General features: G+C 47.8%; 13 protein-coding genes. 4 read left to right on the forward strand and 9 right to left on the reverse strand.

Annotated features, from left to right (window positions below):
- Position 1: 1 nt before the first annotated feature.
- The 3 genes from QJR74_RS06040 to QJR74_RS06050 all read right to left on the reverse strand — a co-directional run bounded on the left by QJR74_RS06040 (position 2) and on the right by QJR74_RS06050 (position 4001).
- Positions 2 to 1147: an iron-containing alcohol dehydrogenase gene (locus QJR74_RS06040; protein WP_304373651.1), complete on the reverse strand. Its 1146-nt coding sequence runs from the start codon at positions 1145 to 1147 to the stop codon at positions 2 to 4.
- Between the two features lie 128 nt (positions 1148 to 1275).
- Complete coding sequence (locus QJR74_RS06045) at positions 1276 to 3240, reverse strand: FUSC family protein (protein WP_304373652.1); 1965 nt, start codon at positions 3238 to 3240, stop codon at positions 1276 to 1278.
- Positions 3241 to 3500: 260 nt separating this feature from the next.
- A complete protein-coding gene (locus tag QJR74_RS06050) occupies positions 3501 to 4001 on the reverse strand; it encodes a DinB family protein (RefSeq protein WP_304373653.1) in 501 nt (166 codons plus the stop codon).
- 143 nt (positions 4002 to 4144) lie between these two features.
- Between QJR74_RS06050 and QJR74_RS06055 the strand changes: the two genes are divergently transcribed.
- Positions 4145 to 4558 carry a VOC family protein gene (locus tag QJR74_RS06055; protein ID WP_304373654.1) on the forward strand — a complete coding sequence of 138 codons (414 nt, stop codon included), beginning with the start codon at positions 4145 to 4147 and terminating at the stop codon, positions 4556 to 4558.
- On the opposite strand, the gene QJR74_RS06060 is transcribed toward QJR74_RS06055, so the two are convergent.
- Positions 4555 to 5307 (reverse strand): aspartate/glutamate racemase family protein, encoded by a 753-nt coding sequence (locus tag QJR74_RS06060; protein ID WP_304373655.1) that lies wholly within the window; start codon positions 5305 to 5307, stop codon positions 4555 to 4557. The two genes, QJR74_RS06055 and QJR74_RS06060, sit on opposite strands and share 4 nt — an antisense overlap.
- A gap of 232 nt (positions 5308 to 5539) precedes the next feature.
- Here QJR74_RS06060 and QJR74_RS06065 point away from each other — a divergent pair, with 232 nt between their 5' ends.
- The 3 genes from QJR74_RS06065 to QJR74_RS06075 all read left to right on the forward strand — a co-directional run bounded on the left by QJR74_RS06065 (position 5540) and on the right by QJR74_RS06075 (position 8991).
- Entirely contained in the window at positions 5540 to 7027 is a 1488-nt protein-coding gene (locus QJR74_RS06065) for an NCS1 family nucleobase:cation symporter-1 (protein ID WP_369685586.1), read from the forward strand.
- Between the two features lie 65 nt (positions 7028 to 7092).
- Entirely contained in the window at positions 7093 to 7710 is a 618-nt protein-coding gene (locus QJR74_RS06070; RefSeq protein ID WP_304373656.1) for a 2OG-Fe(II) oxygenase, read from the forward strand.
- A gap of 120 nt (positions 7711 to 7830) precedes the next feature.
- Entirely contained in the window at positions 7831 to 8991 is a 1161-nt protein-coding gene (locus QJR74_RS06075) for an MFS transporter (protein WP_304373657.1), read from the forward strand.
- A 46-nt stretch (positions 8992 to 9037) separates the two neighbouring features.
- On the opposite strand, the gene QJR74_RS06080 is transcribed toward QJR74_RS06075, so the two are convergent.
- From QJR74_RS06080 to mdoC, 5 genes are all read right to left on the reverse strand, one after another.
- Positions 9038 to 10459: a cytochrome c gene (locus QJR74_RS06080; protein ID WP_304373658.1), complete on the reverse strand. Its 1422-nt coding sequence runs from the start codon at positions 10457 to 10459 to the stop codon at positions 9038 to 9040.
- A gap of 2 nt (positions 10460 to 10461) precedes the next feature.
- Complete coding sequence (locus tag QJR74_RS06085) at positions 10462 to 12117, reverse strand: GMC family oxidoreductase (RefSeq protein WP_304373659.1); 1656 nt, start codon at positions 12115 to 12117, stop codon at positions 10462 to 10464.
- A gap of 40 nt (positions 12118 to 12157) precedes the next feature.
- The gene (locus QJR74_RS06090) at positions 12158 to 12721 is read right to left on the reverse strand and encodes a sugar dehydrogenase complex small subunit (protein ID WP_304373660.1); all 564 of its coding nucleotides are present in this window, start codon (positions 12719 to 12721) and stop codon (positions 12158 to 12160) included.
- Between the two features lie 127 nt (positions 12722 to 12848).
- Entirely contained in the window at positions 12849 to 14333 is a 1485-nt protein-coding gene (locus QJR74_RS06095) for a SulP family inorganic anion transporter (protein ID WP_304373661.1), read from the reverse strand.
- Between the two features lie 21 nt (positions 14334 to 14354).
- Entirely contained in the window at positions 14355 to 15482 is a 1128-nt protein-coding gene (gene mdoC / locus QJR74_RS06100; protein ID WP_304373662.1) for a glucans biosynthesis protein MdoC, read from the reverse strand.
- Between the last annotated feature and the right edge of the window lie 108 nt (positions 15483 to 15590).

Here is a 15590-nt window from a genome sequence, read left to right on the forward strand (position 1 = left end):
GTTATTTAGCGGGCCATGCTTGGGTAATCAGCGTGGCTCGCTGGTCAGCACTATAATCGACCAGTGAATTCTTATTCGTTGACCGCTGGGCAAGCTCAGTGACTTCGCTAACCGCAATAGCCTCCTCACTTTCCCAAAATGGACTGCATGCATTATCCATTATCCATAATTTAAGATGCTGAGCGGGAAACTGCTGCGGCGCCAATGGAAAAAGCTGATGGTTGAGTTTTTCCAATAACTGCTGCTGGCGGTCATTTTCGCTTTTTGCAAGCAGATCCAAAAAGGGCAGCAGTAGTTGCCCGCAGACTTTACCATGGTGCCAGGTTTTAGAGGCGCCTATCTCCCCCGCGATACCATGAATGACTCCCAGCCCGGCGCTTGCTAAGCAGAGCCCCCCTAACCAAGAGGCAATTAACATTTTCTCCCGTGACGCTTCGCCGCATTCATCATTCAAGGCAAGCGTTGGCCAAGCTTCAACAAATAACGTTAAACCAGTGGTACTCAAGGCATGAATTAAAGGGGTGGCGGTACGTGAGAGATAGGCCTCGAACAGATGGGTAAAAGCATCGATGCCACAATTGGCGAGTACGGTTGAGGGCGATCCTTCCATCAATCTTGCATCTAAGATGGCATAATCGGGGACAAGATGAGGGTGGCGCAGTGAGGCTTTCGTTTTTAACACTTGTGTATCGGTCACCACCGCGTTTTGAGTGACTTCGCTGCCTGTCCCGGCAGTCGTTGGGATAGCAATCAAAGGTAAACGTTCACCGCTTAGGGGCGTGTCGCCGATTTTTTCGAGATAACGTTCAGTGGTCAGCGGATGGCAGGCAAGCGTGCTGAACGCTTTGCCGGCATCGAGAGTACTTCCGCCACCGATAGCGATCACGGTACGACATTGGCCCCGCCAGGTTGCTACCCATTCATCAAGTTGTTGGGGCGAAGCTTCGTGGCTGACTTCTACAATGCCGACTAAGTGTGGGGCAAGGCTCGCTGATAGCGTCGTCCAGTGCCTCCCTTTTAAAAAAGAGGGTGAAGCAAACAGTAGTGCGTCTCCAGGAGTTTGACGTAAAAGAGTGGGTAACTCCTGTAGCGATCCGCTGCCGCTGAGTGTCTGCTGGTTACTGCATAGTGCGGTAATGAATGACATCGCAAGTCTCCTTTTTTGCTTAACGCTAGCGTTTAGTTGACGCAAGGGTGTAGGTAATGATGCTACACCCTTATTCTGTTATCTCGCTAGGGGAAGGATTCTCAGAGTCTGTCTATCGCCAATCCAGGCTAGCCGGCGATTAACGGGGCTTTATGCTGTTCGAGAAGATGCTGTAAATCTTCAACCACTAAGCTTAACTTTTCTGGTGTCGGTAAATGGCGGATCTGCTCTCGATACCGGCTTAATAAACTCTGTAATTGATCAAAGGCTCGCTCTCGCTGTAACGCCAGTTTACTGGTGGAAAGTAATGTGGCGCAGTCACGGATCTCTTGGTGGAATTCGGCCAAACCAGCAAAGTTGTAGATAGTTATTGCATTAATCCGCCGATAAATAATGATCAAATTTATTGCTAATTGATAGCGGTGTAATGATCGGCTATCCAAGGTGATTAACGACAAGAGTTGATCGTAAAGAGCACTTAATCGATTCTTCTTCCGCCGCTGAGGATTTGTCGTGAGGGTTTGTAAGGCAGTCACCAAAATATTACGGATCAAGGCATTGGCGAGATGCGTTTTATGCAGATCAGGGATAACCGCAATGATCACCATAGAGATTATTGCGCCAAGAATTTGCCCCAAACCACTGTCGAAGGTATGGCTGAAATTGAAGGTCTCTGGGTTAGTAATCGGGATTAAGTTAAAAATAAACATTAACGAGGCGCCACTGCCCACTATTTTGTATTGCACTGCCACAGAGAGAACAAAAACCAGAATTCCTAACGCAATAAGTAGCAGGGCAAAACTTTGTTGCGTGGCCGGTATAATGAGTAAATAAAACAGCATGCTGATTGGAATGATATAAATCATGCCATAAATAAAATCGAGGCCTAACGCTTTAGGACTCTCTGCCCGCATAGCAAGGGTGGTGACAATACTCGCGATAATCAAGAAGCCACTGATAGCGGTGGGATCCATGACTAACCATAACGCACACCCAATCGCGGTAGTGACAAAGGTTCTAATCCCGTTGATCAGCGCATGTCTACGTTGTGCGGTGCGTGCCGTCGTTAAGGTATAACGGGCAATAATCTCTTTCTCAATTTGGTGCAGCGGTTGGTGTGAATGCAAACCACGTAATAAAATCCGTAACTCTTTCATCGCTTTAAGCCAAGCACTTAACGAATAAGGGGTTTGCGTGGCCGGTAACTGATGGATAAGGTAAGTGAACTGGTGAAGTTTTTGATTTAACTGCTCGGGTGTCTGGCAGTCGTCTTGAAATAAAAAATACCAATGGCTATTCCGTTTATCGGGGCGTTGCTGAAAATAGTGTTGCGTCTCGTAGGTCAAGGTTAAGAGATGGAAGAGGATCCCATTAATACCCTTTAGGCGGCGATGCATCATTACCGAATAATGTGAAGATTCCATACGCAGGGTTTGGCGCATGGCTTGGAGCGCCTTAGCCTGTGTCAGTCGGTCACGGAAGATTTCCTCAAATTGCTGAGTATCATCACTGGTGAAACAGTAGGCTAAGAGTTGGTAGCATTGCTGAGGCAATTCGGCGATCCGCTGATCGATAGTACGTTTAACCGAACGAGGTAAAAAGAGTAAGTCAGAAAATATCAGACAAAGCAGGCCTAACGTAATTTCAAAGAAACGGTAGAGGGCTATCTGCAGTACGTCCTGTGGGGTCTGCCAAGCTGTGACTAAGATGATGAATACAGAGTAACCTGCCAAGCCGAAAGCATAACTAATCTCTTGTTTAACGACGGTAAATAACCAAGAGAAAAATCCCGCCCATGCACAGCAGGCTAGGAGCAATAATATTGGTACCCGACTGAAGAGCGACATGATTACTACGCCGCCGATACAGCCGACAGCAGTGCCAATCAAGCGTAGAAATCCTCGAAAGCGCAGTACGCCACTCATCGGCTCGCCACCACTGGCAAAAGCAGGGGAGGCGGCGATGATAGCGACCGTCATCATTGACCATTTCGGAGTATCGAGTTCCAGTATAAAACTTAATGCCAGTGCTAGGAGCAGCGCACAGGTGGTCTTACAGGCAAAACGTAGCCGGTAAAAAAGAGAGTTATGCATTGTTTTTATAATCTAAAAATAAAATTTAGAAAAAGGGGTTATGCCTCTGGGCAAGGCTAAATTAGGGACAAACTAGACGGTTGAAAACATGGTGGCGTTTCCACAAATTGGCGTGAAAGTTATCTTACGCCTTTCCTTAAAAAGTGAAAGTATGATCAGCATCAAAAATGAGGTTTTTTTTGTGGCGATTTATTTTCTTTATCGTGGGAACGCCACTTTCGATAGGTCAATGCCCCCGTAAAAGTGGCGTATAGTGGTAATTACAGAGCGGGTATCTCGGACAGTGCGGGCTGCTCACGAAGAAAAACGCCAATGACATCTTTAGGGGGGATCCCGCCCGCTTGACCAATCAACCATCCCACGGCACCACGATGATAGCTGCTGTGATGCAGGACATGCTCAAGCATTTCGCAGGCTTTCATCGACCCCTGACTTCCATCGACGTAGGTAAAGGCAATAGGTTGAGTCGACGAAGCCTGATGGTTGGCATAGGAGAGATACCAATCACTACAGCGTGCCATTGCGTGTGAAAGTTCGGAAATCGTTGGTGTCTCGAGGGTATTTAATGCTCGATACCCGTGGTCGATTCCCTGCAAATTGCCTTTAAAAATCTCATCAACAACATAAATATGATTCATCAATCTAATCATTATTTTTTTCTGCTCGGCATACAGCGCATCATCAATGGTGGCGATAGCCTTTAAGGTCAGCTGGTCAGCCCAACGCTTAAAAGAGAGTAAAGTAGTTATATCCAGGGTCATCGTGGCGAACTCCACATTGTGGGATGAAGTGCTGATTATTGAACGCTGGGTCATAAATAGCGAGAGCTATTTTGTCCAGCAGTGCGCACTCTCTTGCAAGCCATGATGTCCTGCGGCAAGGTAAGGTTTTTAGGGGGTGGACAATGATTGATGCGTTAGACCATGTACATGTGTATGTAGAGGATGTTCCCCTCGCGGCGGAATGGTATCGACGCATGCTAGGCTTTGAATTCGATCCTGCTTTCGCGCAGTGGTACGTGCAGGGTGGACCTTATGTGATTCGCTGTGCAGCCGCCGCGCTATCTCTTTTCCAACGCACCTCGCCCAAGCCAGGCAATACTATCGCCTTCGCGATACAAGCCACAAAGTTGAAGGAATTGCTGGAGAGATTAGCACAGCATGAGTTTGCCTTTACTATTGTCGATCATCAATTAACCTGGTCAGTCTATTTTACTGATTGCTGTGCAAATCCCATTGAAGTCACCTGTAATGATTACGAAGCAGCGACGCCCATTATGGTTGCTGCCAGCACATCATTACCGCCCTTAACCCGTTAATTATGGAGCGTAGATAAACAAGCCGCGTAGGGGCCAGTGATACCTTTATGACGGGGATAATCGAGATCGCCCCATTTACTGGTGGTAATGCCTAAATTTAACAATGATTCTAATAAGGTGACTGCTGCACCCACGCCATCAATCACCGGCATTTGTAATTCTTCACTTAACTCCGCAGCCAGATCAGCCATGCCCCCACATCCCAAAATAATCGCCCCGACATTATCTTGGTGTTTGGCATTAAGGCAGTATTCGCGTACTTTTTCTTGTGCCACTCCACTTCCATCTTCAAGACTTAAAACGGGTAGATCAATAGCGTGTACCGCGGCACACTGCTCGTGAAACCCATAGCGATGCAGCAGATGGCGCGCAATAATTACGGTGCGGGGTAGGGTGGTGACAATCGAAAACCGGGTCGCGACTAAGCTGGCGACATGCATAGCCGCTTCAGCAATCCCTAAAACCGGGCCTTTAGCCAGTTCACGAGCGGCCAATAGCCCTGGATCGCCAAAACAAGCAATAATATGACCCTGAACACCACGTTCCTCGCCCTCTTTAATCTGCTGTAAAATTCCTAGTGTCGCCACCGCCTCATCGAAATGCCCTTCAATAGACGGAACCCCCTCTTCAGGGCATACGGCATCAATCTCAATGCGAGAGCTGGCTATATTACGAGCCGTCTGTGCCATAGTGTCGGTCATGGCCTGACTGGTATTTGGGTTAATCAATTGAATCCGATGGCGGCGCATAAAATCTCCATAAAAAGTAGCTGCACACAAGTTGTGCAAGGTAGGGGTTATTGCACTCTAATGAATCTCTTATCATTTCTGCAAGGGGTAATTCATAACGTTTTCATATCAGGGCTGAGGCTGTACTAGGCGCCAACTGACGTTTGGAATTATTGTTTCAATAAAAAAATATTTGGTATGTTATTTGCAAAGTTACTGTCATCAGTTCGATTTCGTTTACGAGGATGGCATTATGGCACAGCAAGATTCGACCACTTCACACCCTTACCCGGCGAGTTACAGCCCAAAACTGACCAACGATGATTTGGCGCCCGTTACCCATCAGCATTGGTCTTGGTACAATATTTTTTCGTTCTGGATGTCGGATATTCACAGTATGGGCGGTTATGTGGTCGCTGCCAGCTTCTTCGCGCTAGGCTTGGCCGGTTGGCAGGTTCTACTCTGTTTACTGGTAGGAATCTGTATCGTACAGGTCGCAGCCAACCTGATCGCTCGTCCTAGCCAGCTCACCGGTGTGCCTTACGCTGTGGTCTGTCGTCAAGCATTCGGAGTTTTTGGCGCAAACATTCCAGCCGTTATCCGTGGACTGATTGCTTTCGCATGGTACGGTATTCAAACTTGGCTCGCCTCCAATGCGCTGCTATTAGTGTTATTAAAATTTTGGCCAAGCCTGACCCCGTTGACCGTCCCACACTTTGTTGGGCTTTCAGCATTGGGTTGGATCTGTTTTGCGGTGATGTGGTGCCTGCAAGCGATGGTATTTTGGCGGGGCATGCGCACTATCCAAGCCTTTATCGACATTGCAGGACCTGCGGTATATATCGTGATGTTAGCCTTAGCCGTATGGATTATTTCACAAACAGGCTGGCAGGGGATTTCGCTGACCTTGTCCGACAAAACCTTGAGTACCTCGCAACAAACCTGGCAGATGATTACTGCCGTATCGCTAGTGGTCTCCTATTTTTCAGGACCACTACTGAATTTTGGTGACTTTGCCCGTTACGGTAAGTCAATGAAAGAGGTACGTCGTGGTAACCGTTGGGGCTTGCCTTTTAACTTTTTACTCTTCTCTGTGATTACTGTCGTGATTGTCTCTGGTACCAAAAGCTTATATGGTCAGATGATCACTGACCCAATTGAAACCGTCGCGCATACTGGTAACGGAATGGTGATGGCATTAGCACTATTAACGATGATTACCGCTACCGTGGGAATTAATATTGTTGCCAATTTTGTCTCGCCCGCCTTCGACTTTTCAAACTGTGCACCTCAAAAAATCAGTTTTCGACTGGGAGGGATGATTGCAGCAGTGGGGTCAGTGCTTCTAACGCCTTGGAACTTATTCCAATCGCCAGAACTCATTCATTATAGTTTAGATATTTTAGGTGCCTTTATCGGGCCGCTGTTCGGGATCTTATTATGCGATTTTTATTTGATTAAACGCGGTAAGATTGATGTCGATGATCTGTTTAATGCGTCAAAACAGGGGCGTTATTGGTATCAAGGTGGTGTGAACCTGCGTGCCATTGCAGCCTTAGTCCCTGCGGTCGTCATCGGTCTTGTGATCAGTTTCATTCCTAGCCTCCATGCAGTGGCAAATTTTAGTTGGTTTATTGGCGTAGGCATTGCCGGGGTGGCGCATTTTCTCTTACACCCGCGTGAAGCGATCGCTGCTCAATCAACCCCCTTATCAACATTGGTGACAACGAAAGAGATATGATTTTTTTGTCACCCGATAGTGCCTAATCAAAACTGAAGGTATACTGCGCATCCCTTAGGTTGTGGATGTCGCAGTCGATTATGGTTAACTCAAATAATCTTATTGAGCAGTTAAGTGAGAAAGGTTGGTATTACCAACAAAATGTTATTCCGGGCGAACGGGTGACGGCTTTAGCTGACCTCTGTCATAAACGAACCTTCTTACAAGCGGGCATTGGTCAAGGGATCAAAAATATCATTAACGAAGCGATCCGCTCAGACAGTATTAGCTGGATTGATCCGCAAGAAAATGACCCTTCAGTGGTCTATTATTTGACGTTAGTTGACGAGATTAAACAGCTCCTTAACCGAGAATTTTATTTAGGGTTGAATGGTTTTGAAGGACACTTTTCTCGTTACCCACAAGGGGCATTTTATAAGCCGCACTACGACTGCTTCGCCCAAGACAAACGCCGTGCGGTGACCCTGATATTTTATATTAATCAGAACTGGCAACCGGAAAATGGCGGGCAGCTCTGTTTGCATTTACCGGAAGGTAAGAAGGTGATTGAGCCGGTGGCAGGCAGTATGATTTGTTTCCTTTCCGAACAAATATTGCACGAAGTCTTACCCACACAGGTCGAACGGATGGCGTTAACCGGATGGTTCGTCCGTCATCAAGGACAAGATTACTTTTACAGCTAACTGTAGAAAAATTTTCCCGCTTAATTTTCAGAAATGTGATCAGCATGCCATACTAATGGCTTGCTTTTTTTTTATGTGGCGAATCTGCCCATTTTTCACACAGTAATGTAAGAGGTCGTTGTGTCACAAACGAAAACTGAACATCTAGGATTGGCCCAATTAGCCCTTGCGCTTGGCGGTTTCGCTATCGGTACCGGCGAATTTGTTATTATGGGATTGCTGCCAGATGTGGCGCATGGCTTGAATAGTTCGATTACTCGGGCAGGGGATGCCATCAGTAGCTATGCGCTGGGCGTAGTGGTGGGTGCGCCGCTGATTGCCGTACTCTTTTCGCGGGTTTCGCGCCAACGTTTACTCATTGCCCTAATGGGGCTCTTTGCATTAGGTAATGCGGCGAGTGCGTTAGCGCCTGGCTATCTCTCTTTTGTATTAATGCGTTTTATTACCGGTCTACCGCACGGTGCCTTCTTTGGGGTAGCGTCGTTAGTCGCCGCCTCGATGGTGCCCGCACATCAGCGTGGCAAGGCGATTGGACGAATGATGCTGGGCTTGACCGTGGCAACATTACTTGGCGTGCCTGTTGTATCCTGGATTGGCCATCACCTAAGTTGGCAGTTAGCTTTTTGGTTTGTCGGGGCCTGTGCTTTGATATCGCTGCTGATGATCATTCGCTATGTGCCTTTCAGTCATGGAGATCGCTCCGCACACCCACTGCGCGAGCTGACTGCCTTAAAGAAGCCCCAAGTCTTATTGACATTACTGACTGGCGCAACCGGCTTTGGCGGGATGTTTGCGGTCTTTAGCTACATTACCCCGACGATGATCCACTATGCAGGGATGAGTGAAGCTCAAATTCCTTGGGTAATGGCTGCGTTTGGTCTCGGGATGATTGTCGGCAGTACCTTGGGTGGAAAGTTTGCCGATTGGAGTGTACGTAAGACAATTGGTTTATCGTTACTTTGGAATATCGCCATTATGGTGCTGTTCTGTTTCCTCTCGAAGTATGTCGTGACGGGATTCTTGGCGGCCTTCTTGATCGGTACGGCGGGGCTTTTAATTCCTTCCCTACAAATCCGTTTGATGGATGTTGCGGGCGACGCGCAAACTTTAGCGGCCGCGATGAATCACTCGGCGCTGAATATGGCTAATGCGTTAGGTGCTTTCTTGGGCGGCGTTGTAATTGATGCGGGCTTGGGTTGGGTATCCACCGCTTGGGTAGGAACGGTATTGGCAGTAATGGGGCTAATTATTTTCTTACTCTCATTACGGGTGAAACGCTAATTTGTCTCTCTAGTCTTCCCGGCCCCTTAGGGGCCGGGAAGGATTATCATGATTTATGCTTTTGACGACTACGACGTAATCGAAGTCCAATCAGCAATAAGATTACTACGACAATACCTACCGCAATGCCTGGCACCATATAAGGTTGTGCTGCAGCCAAGAAAGGTAAATGTCCCCCTTTACGCATCCATGCTACATCGCCCGCTTTCACCGTGACCGACGGATTCCCATAATTATGCAGAACATAATTGCTGATATCGGCTATTTGTTGATCGGTCAGCTGATCCACATAGGTCGGTGAACTGAAGGCGGGCATGAGTACGTCGTGATCTTTAGTCGTCCTTCTTACGCCGAATAAAATGGCTGAGACCAGATTATCAGGACGGATCATACCGGTCGCCGTATTATGGAATAGTGAAGGATAGGCTTGGTTTTGACTTCCCGAACCGTCCGGTTGGTGACAGCTCGCACAGTTACCACTGAATAACTTCGCTCCTGAATCGAGGGCATTATAGGCATTATTCGGTGCATCACCGCGAATCTCCGTTTCCACACTTACAGGTTTGCCATAAGTGTAGGCAGCAGCAGTTTCTCCTTCGCTACGGATAGGCGAGGTCTGTTTAAGGTAAACAGCAATCGCTTTAAGGTCGCTATCTGGAAGGTATTGCAAGCTGTGTTCTATCGCTTCCGCCATGCCGCCGGCCGCTTGGTTTTTCCCTATCGCACGGCCAGTTTTCAAGTAGCTTACTAGCTCATCTTCACGCCATCCACCAATACCACTGATAGGGTCAGAGGTAATATTGGGCGCATACCAACTGCCTAGCGGGGCACCAGCCAGAGGTTGATCGTGTTTCTCTGCCATCATAAAGTTACGAGGAGTGTGACAGGTATCGCAGTGCGCAAGTCCATTTACCAGATAATTCCCGCGGTTCCACTCCGCGCTTTTGCTCTGATCCACTTTATAGCTGTCAGTGTTGCCGAAAATCGCGTTCCACATACCCATGCTAAAACGTAGATTGAAGGGGAAGGGAAGCTTGGTCGGCGTATTAGCTTGGTCTACCGGTTTTACCCCGTGCATAAAGTAGGCATAGAGTGCATGCACATCTTCGTCTGTCATAAGATGATACGAGGTGTAAGGCATTGCCGGATAAAGATGGGCGCCATCAGGGCGAATACCTTCGCGAATCGCTTTAGCAAACTGCGCTTCACTGTATCCCCCAATCCCTTGCGGCGATGGGGTGATGTTAGTGGCATAAATCGCGCCCATCGGGGAAGCAATAGCATAGCCACCCGAAAAAGCCGTTTTACTTCCGGGTGCAGTGTGACAGGCTTGACAGTCGGAGGCGATCGCCACTTTCTCACCTTGGGCAATGAGTGCCGCGCCGTTATCTTGCTCTGCTTGAGCATAGGCCAGGGGGCTACAAGCCGTAAGGGTGAGTAGCAATGCTAAGGTTTTATTTAGCCGCATGGTCAAATTCCCCCTTTTAAACGTTGAGCCATATCGTGCGCCGCTTTCAACCCTAACGCTGCCATGGTGAGGGTACTATTGACCACGCTTGCCGAGGGGATAGCACCGCCGCCCGGTAACCATAGGTTTTCGTGATCGAAGGTGCGGCAGTTACTATCTACCACTGCATTCTTCGCAGAATCGCCCATGATGGTGCCACCCATAATATGGTTATTGGCATTGAGGCTAGTGGTGATGTTGAACTCTTTTGCGTTAAACAGCGAACCGATGTGGCGAAGCTGATCGTGGGCGGCCTCTGCACCTTTGCGCACATAATCCCCGACATCGTAGTGAATATCCGGACAGGCTAGGCCATGGGCATCTTTACGATCTGCACTGAGTGTCAGGCGGTTATCAGGGTCCGGTAAAGGCTCCAAGCTTATCGATAAGTCAACGCCGTGTGTCGAGCGATAACGGATCTCTTCATCCAATGCTTTCCCCACCAAGCCTTTCGCGAGTGCCTGTTTAGTCGCAGGCACGACACGTGAAATATTGTTGAGGATTATTTTATTCGCTGAATAATCCCGACGGAAGTCGCCGTCACGCGGGCCGACCATGCAGCTACTCTGCGCTGGACCGCGACCCAACCACATTGGCTCTTCAGTTAAGAAGCTGCAGTGGAAGCCAGAGTGGTCCATCATATTGCGGCCGACCATGTCAGAACTGTTAGCAATACCGGTCGGGTTAGCTTTATTCGCGGCTAGCAGAAGTAGACGTGGCGTTTCAATACCATTACAGGCGAGGGCAAACATCTTGGCTGAGGCTTTGTGTGAAGCCTTTTGATTATCAAGCCAGTGTACGGCAGTGATGCGGTTTTGACTATCGGTATCAATTTTATAGACTACGGACTCTGACAGTACGACCGCGCCTTGGCGTTCGGCACGTTCGACATGATGAATACCATTATACATTGCGCCAATTGGGCAAATAGGTTGGCAGTTGTTGTTACCGCAGCAGACTGGGCGTCCTTCCCAAGGGCGAGTACTCCGTCCTTGCGGAATAGGGACTAAGTTGTAGCCGTGTGGGTTGACCACGCTAGCAAAATAGTTATCACCATGGGCGAAAGGCACCATATCCATCGGATAAGGTCGGCTACGTTCGGCGGGCGATTGCATTGCGGGATCTTGCGGGCCGGCAACACCAATTTCATATTCGGCTTCACAGTACCACGGCTCGAACTCTTGATAGGAGATTGGCCAGTCACGTCCGACATTGTATTTGCGTTGCATCTCGAAGTCGCTTGGGTGATGACGCCAGCAAGAGGCTGCCCAGTGCCATGTCGTACCCCCGACTGTCCGTAAATAGCCTTGTTGGAAACTGCCTGCGCTCGGGCCAGTCACATTGACGTAGTTATTCGGTGGAAAGTAGAGCGGGGCAGGGGCCAGAGGGGATTGTGGATACAATCCTTGGAAATCGGACCCCGCGCGATTGGCAAACGGCATATTACGCCAGTTTTCGACCGCTTGCGCACGAGTGATCCGTAGACCAGCTTCCAGCACTAAAACAGAGTAACCCTGCGCGACCAGTCGGTCCGCCATCATTCCGCCGACAATTCCGGATCCAACGATCACAACATCGGCGCTCACATCGCCACTTGCAGTAAATTCTGGTTTTTTCATGATGATTAATTTTTTTGTTATTTATTTTATGTATGAGTTATTACAGCGCATCGATAACGGCCGTGCTGTTTGCATCGGGGACTGGGACAGTCCACCAAAGCGGACCATTGCCACAATAAGTTGGGACAACTAACCCATCACTGACTGTGCGATACATCCACGCTTGCTGATAGCTAACTAAAATACCGTGGTAATCATCCCCGACAGTGCCGGTATACCAAGCTGTTACGATTTGTTGTAACAGTGTCTGCAGACCTGTCCCTTGAGCCTTCTCAGCAAAACTGGCAGCACTCATTCCCTCTTGAATCAATTGGACTAAGGGGGTGATCTGTTGGGCAAAAGATGGGGACTTTTTAACAAAAGCATTAAAGAAATGTGCCGCCAGTTCAGCGTTCACGTGTTTATGCTCGGTTATCGTCTGCGTAACCTTTATGAAAGCGCGTAAGGTGTCACTTGAGGAAGAGACATTTTGCGCAAGCCCACTTAAAGGGACTGAGGTGATCAAACACCCTGCGCTAATCACTAGCGAGTTTTTCAAAAAACGACGGCGACTGGTATCGGTACCAGTTGTGTCACAATCTGATTGAGGGAGGTTAGGAGTCATGGGCGTCAAACTGGAATGTGATAAAGTTCACGTAATATAGTGAAATGAGTCTTAAATGTAAAAACATTATAATGTTTAGGGACAAGAAAAAGACAGCGGTAAGCCAGTCGCTTACCGCTTGAGGAGATTACTGACGATGGGTCGATACGCGTTGATGGATAGCTTCACTGCGTCCTGCGAGTCCGACTAAAGTGATCTCGCAACCATGACGATGATAACGTTGTTCGATCGAATCAAGCACACTCACACTTGAGGCATCCCATACCTGAGCATCAGACAGATCGATAATGACCTGTTTGGGATCATTGGCGTAATCAAAATGTTCATAAAGGTCGTTACTGCTGGCGAAGAAAAGAGGCCCTTGGACATGATAGGTAACACGTTGTCCGTCTTGCGAGAGTGAACGCTGCGCAACAATAATATGACTAATACGTCTGGCAAACAGTAGGGTCGCAAAGACGGCACCCACCACCACGCCAAGCGCTAAATTACTGGTCCACACGGTTACAATGACGGTAAAGAGCATAATTAAGGTTTCGCTTACCGGTAATCTGCGCAGAGTCTTAGGCTGCAAACTGTGCCAATTGACCGTTTTAATCGCAACAATCACCATAATGGCCGCGAGAACTACCATCGGTATTTTCGCCATAATCTGACTTAGTACACTGACTAACAGGAGCAATACACAGGCGGCGACAAGGGTAGAGACCCGACTGCGCGCTTTACCCAGCTCAACGTTAACAATCGTTTGACCGATCATGGCACAGCCCGCGACGCCACCGTAAAAGGCGGCTAGGATATTTGCGATGCCTAATCCCCAAGATTCACGATGCTTATTTGATGGGGTATCCGTTAATTCATCAACCAGTTTTGCCGTTAGCAGCGACTCCATTAACCCGACCAGTGCCACACTGATGGCAGCAGGCCAGATAATTTGTAGCGTATGCCAATTTAAGGGGACTTGTAGAGAATTAAAGCCCGGTAAGCCTGGAGACATACTGCCTTCATCCCCGACATTGGGTAACTGCAGGCCAGTATAGGCAACGATAGCAGTAAGTAACACAATGGCGATAAGTGGAGCCGGAATAGCGGTAAACAGGCGGGGTAAGCCCAATACAATGATTAAGGTTATCGCGAAAAATAGCCAGACCATGGGGCCATGCCCAATAATGTGCGGGACCTGTGCCATAAAGATAAGAATACCTAACGCATTCACAAACCCCGTCATCACGGATTGCGGGATGTAACGCATCATTCTTGCTAATCCCAACCAACCAAAGAGAATTTGTAAGGTGCCGGCCATTACCACGGTGGGCAATATGTACTCCACTCCCTGCGCGGCGACCATCGGTCCAATCACCAAGGCGACGGACCCGGCTGCGGCACTCACCATCGCCGGACGACCACCAATTAGAGAAAGTGTTAAACAGATGACAAAGGAGGCGATCAAACTGACTTTGGGGTCGACCCCCGAAATCACTGAAAACGAAATGACCTCAGGAATTAGCGCGAGGGCCGTCACAATCCCCGCTAAGCTCTCGGTGATCAGTTTCCCGGGGGAGGTGAGTACCGTTTTTACTTGCCCAGCTTTTGCTGAAGAACAGGGTTTCATTCACTTTACCTTGTTAAAAACTTATTTTTTATTATTGCTCTTGCCTGAAAAGAGAAATCTCAACACAGGAATGCGTAGATGAATCTCGTAAAGCATAAATGATACGCCAAAAACCATGGCTAATCCTGCAAAAAAACCAAGGTAATTATTATGGATCATGGGACTCAAGTATAAGCCATACACAAGAGTGAGTGGGTGGTGAACTAAGTAGATAAATAATGATGCGTTAACTAAATAGCTGACCGCAGGAGAGTGGATATTTAATAATCGGTAGCCACTGCTAAAGCAGATATTAAGCATACAAACTCCCATGACCATTGAAATCAAGGCATCAAGCTCATAGAGCCAGCCATCACCCGAACTGTAATGCTGGTTATAGTGATACGCACAGAAGGCCACAATAGTACCCATCCACAATAATGGATGAGGCTTAATAAATAGGGCTTTGAGAGAGGTTATCTGCCACGCTAATGCTCCCAGCATAAAAAAGGGTAGATAGAATAATACCTGCATCACCACGATATTCATTAATGCATCTTTCATGACCAAGGGCAGGCTCAGTAACAACACTCTGCGTAGCAAGCACCACACTAGAATACAGAGTGTTAGCCCCCCCAGCACGTGCCACCAGCCAAGCTGTTTATGCTGCCATTGCTCAGTATGCCGTTTCAGCCAATGAAATAACTGATAACCGATCACCGTTAACAGACAAAGAATTAATAAAAACCATAAGTGGGAAATAAGCTCCCAACACAGCGTGTTATATTTTTCATACAGCGTGAATTGAGACCAATGTGGAAATTTATCCGAAACATTTTTTAAAAGTAAAAACTGCGGCAACGTTATCAGCGGTATAGCGGCTAAAAAAGGAATCCCCACGCGCTCTAGTCGAATTTTTAACCAACGATGAGGCGAGTAACGTAAGAAAAGCATATAGGAAAAGTAGCCGGAAATAACAAAGAATACTTGCATCCGAAATGAGTGAATAAATTCATTAAAAAGGGTCAATCCAAATGATGGTGTTGGGCTATTGACGGTCCAATGCTGGGAAGAATAAATCAGTGATACATGGAAGGGCACACCGAGCAACATCAGAATTGCACGGATTGAATCAAGGAAATACTCACGTTGTTGAGGTTGAGCGGACATCTTCTATACTCATCGTCTAGGGTGCATGTTGCATGATTACGGCTAAGATTAGGATAAGTATATCAGACAACATTCCACGAATAGGGGTTTCGTAAAACTATCCGAAAA

The organism is Tatumella ptyseos (assembly GCF_030552895.1).
Taxonomy (GTDB): Bacteria; Pseudomonadota; Gammaproteobacteria; order Enterobacterales; family Enterobacteriaceae; genus Rosenbergiella; species Rosenbergiella ptyseos_A.

Coding starts and splice junctions, on each gene's coding strand:
- QJR74_RS06040 (WP_304373651.1), bottom strand. CDS start 1,147: ATGTCATTCATTACCGCACTATGCAGTAACCAGCAGACACTCAGCGGC.
- QJR74_RS06045 (WP_304373652.1), bottom strand. CDS start 3,240: ATGCATAACTCTCTTTTTTACCGGCTACGTTTTGCCTGTAAGACCACC.
- QJR74_RS06050 (WP_304373653.1), bottom strand. CDS start 4,001: ATGACCCTGGATATAACTACTTTACTCTCTTTTAAGCGTTGGGCTGAC.
- QJR74_RS06055 (WP_304373654.1), top strand. CDS start 4,145: ATGATTGATGCGTTAGACCATGTACATGTGTATGTAGAGGATGTTCCC.
- QJR74_RS06060 (WP_304373655.1), bottom strand. CDS start 5,307: ATGCGCCGCCATCGGATTCAATTGATTAACCCAAATACCAGTCAGGCC.
- QJR74_RS06065 (WP_369685586.1), top strand. CDS start 5,540: ATGGCACAGCAAGATTCGACCACTTCACACCCTTACCCGGCGAGTTAC.
- QJR74_RS06070 (WP_304373656.1), top strand. CDS start 7,093: ATGTCGCAGTCGATTATGGTTAACTCAAATAATCTTATTGAGCAGTTA.
- QJR74_RS06080 (WP_304373658.1), bottom strand. CDS start 10,459: ATGCGGCTAAATAAAACCTTAGCATTGCTACTCACCCTTACGGCTTGT.
- QJR74_RS06085 (WP_304373659.1), bottom strand. CDS start 12,117: ATGAAAAAACCAGAATTTACTGCAAGTGGCGATGTGAGCGCCGATGTT.
- QJR74_RS06090 (WP_304373660.1), bottom strand. CDS start 12,721: ATGACTCCTAACCTCCCTCAATCAGATTGTGACACAACTGGTACCGAT.
- QJR74_RS06095 (WP_304373661.1), bottom strand. CDS start 14,333: ATGAAACCCTGTTCTTCAGCAAAAGCTGGGCAAGTAAAAACGGTACTC.
- mdoC (WP_304373662.1), bottom strand. CDS start 15,482: ATGTCCGCTCAACCTCAACAACGTGAGTATTTCCTTGATTCAATCCGT.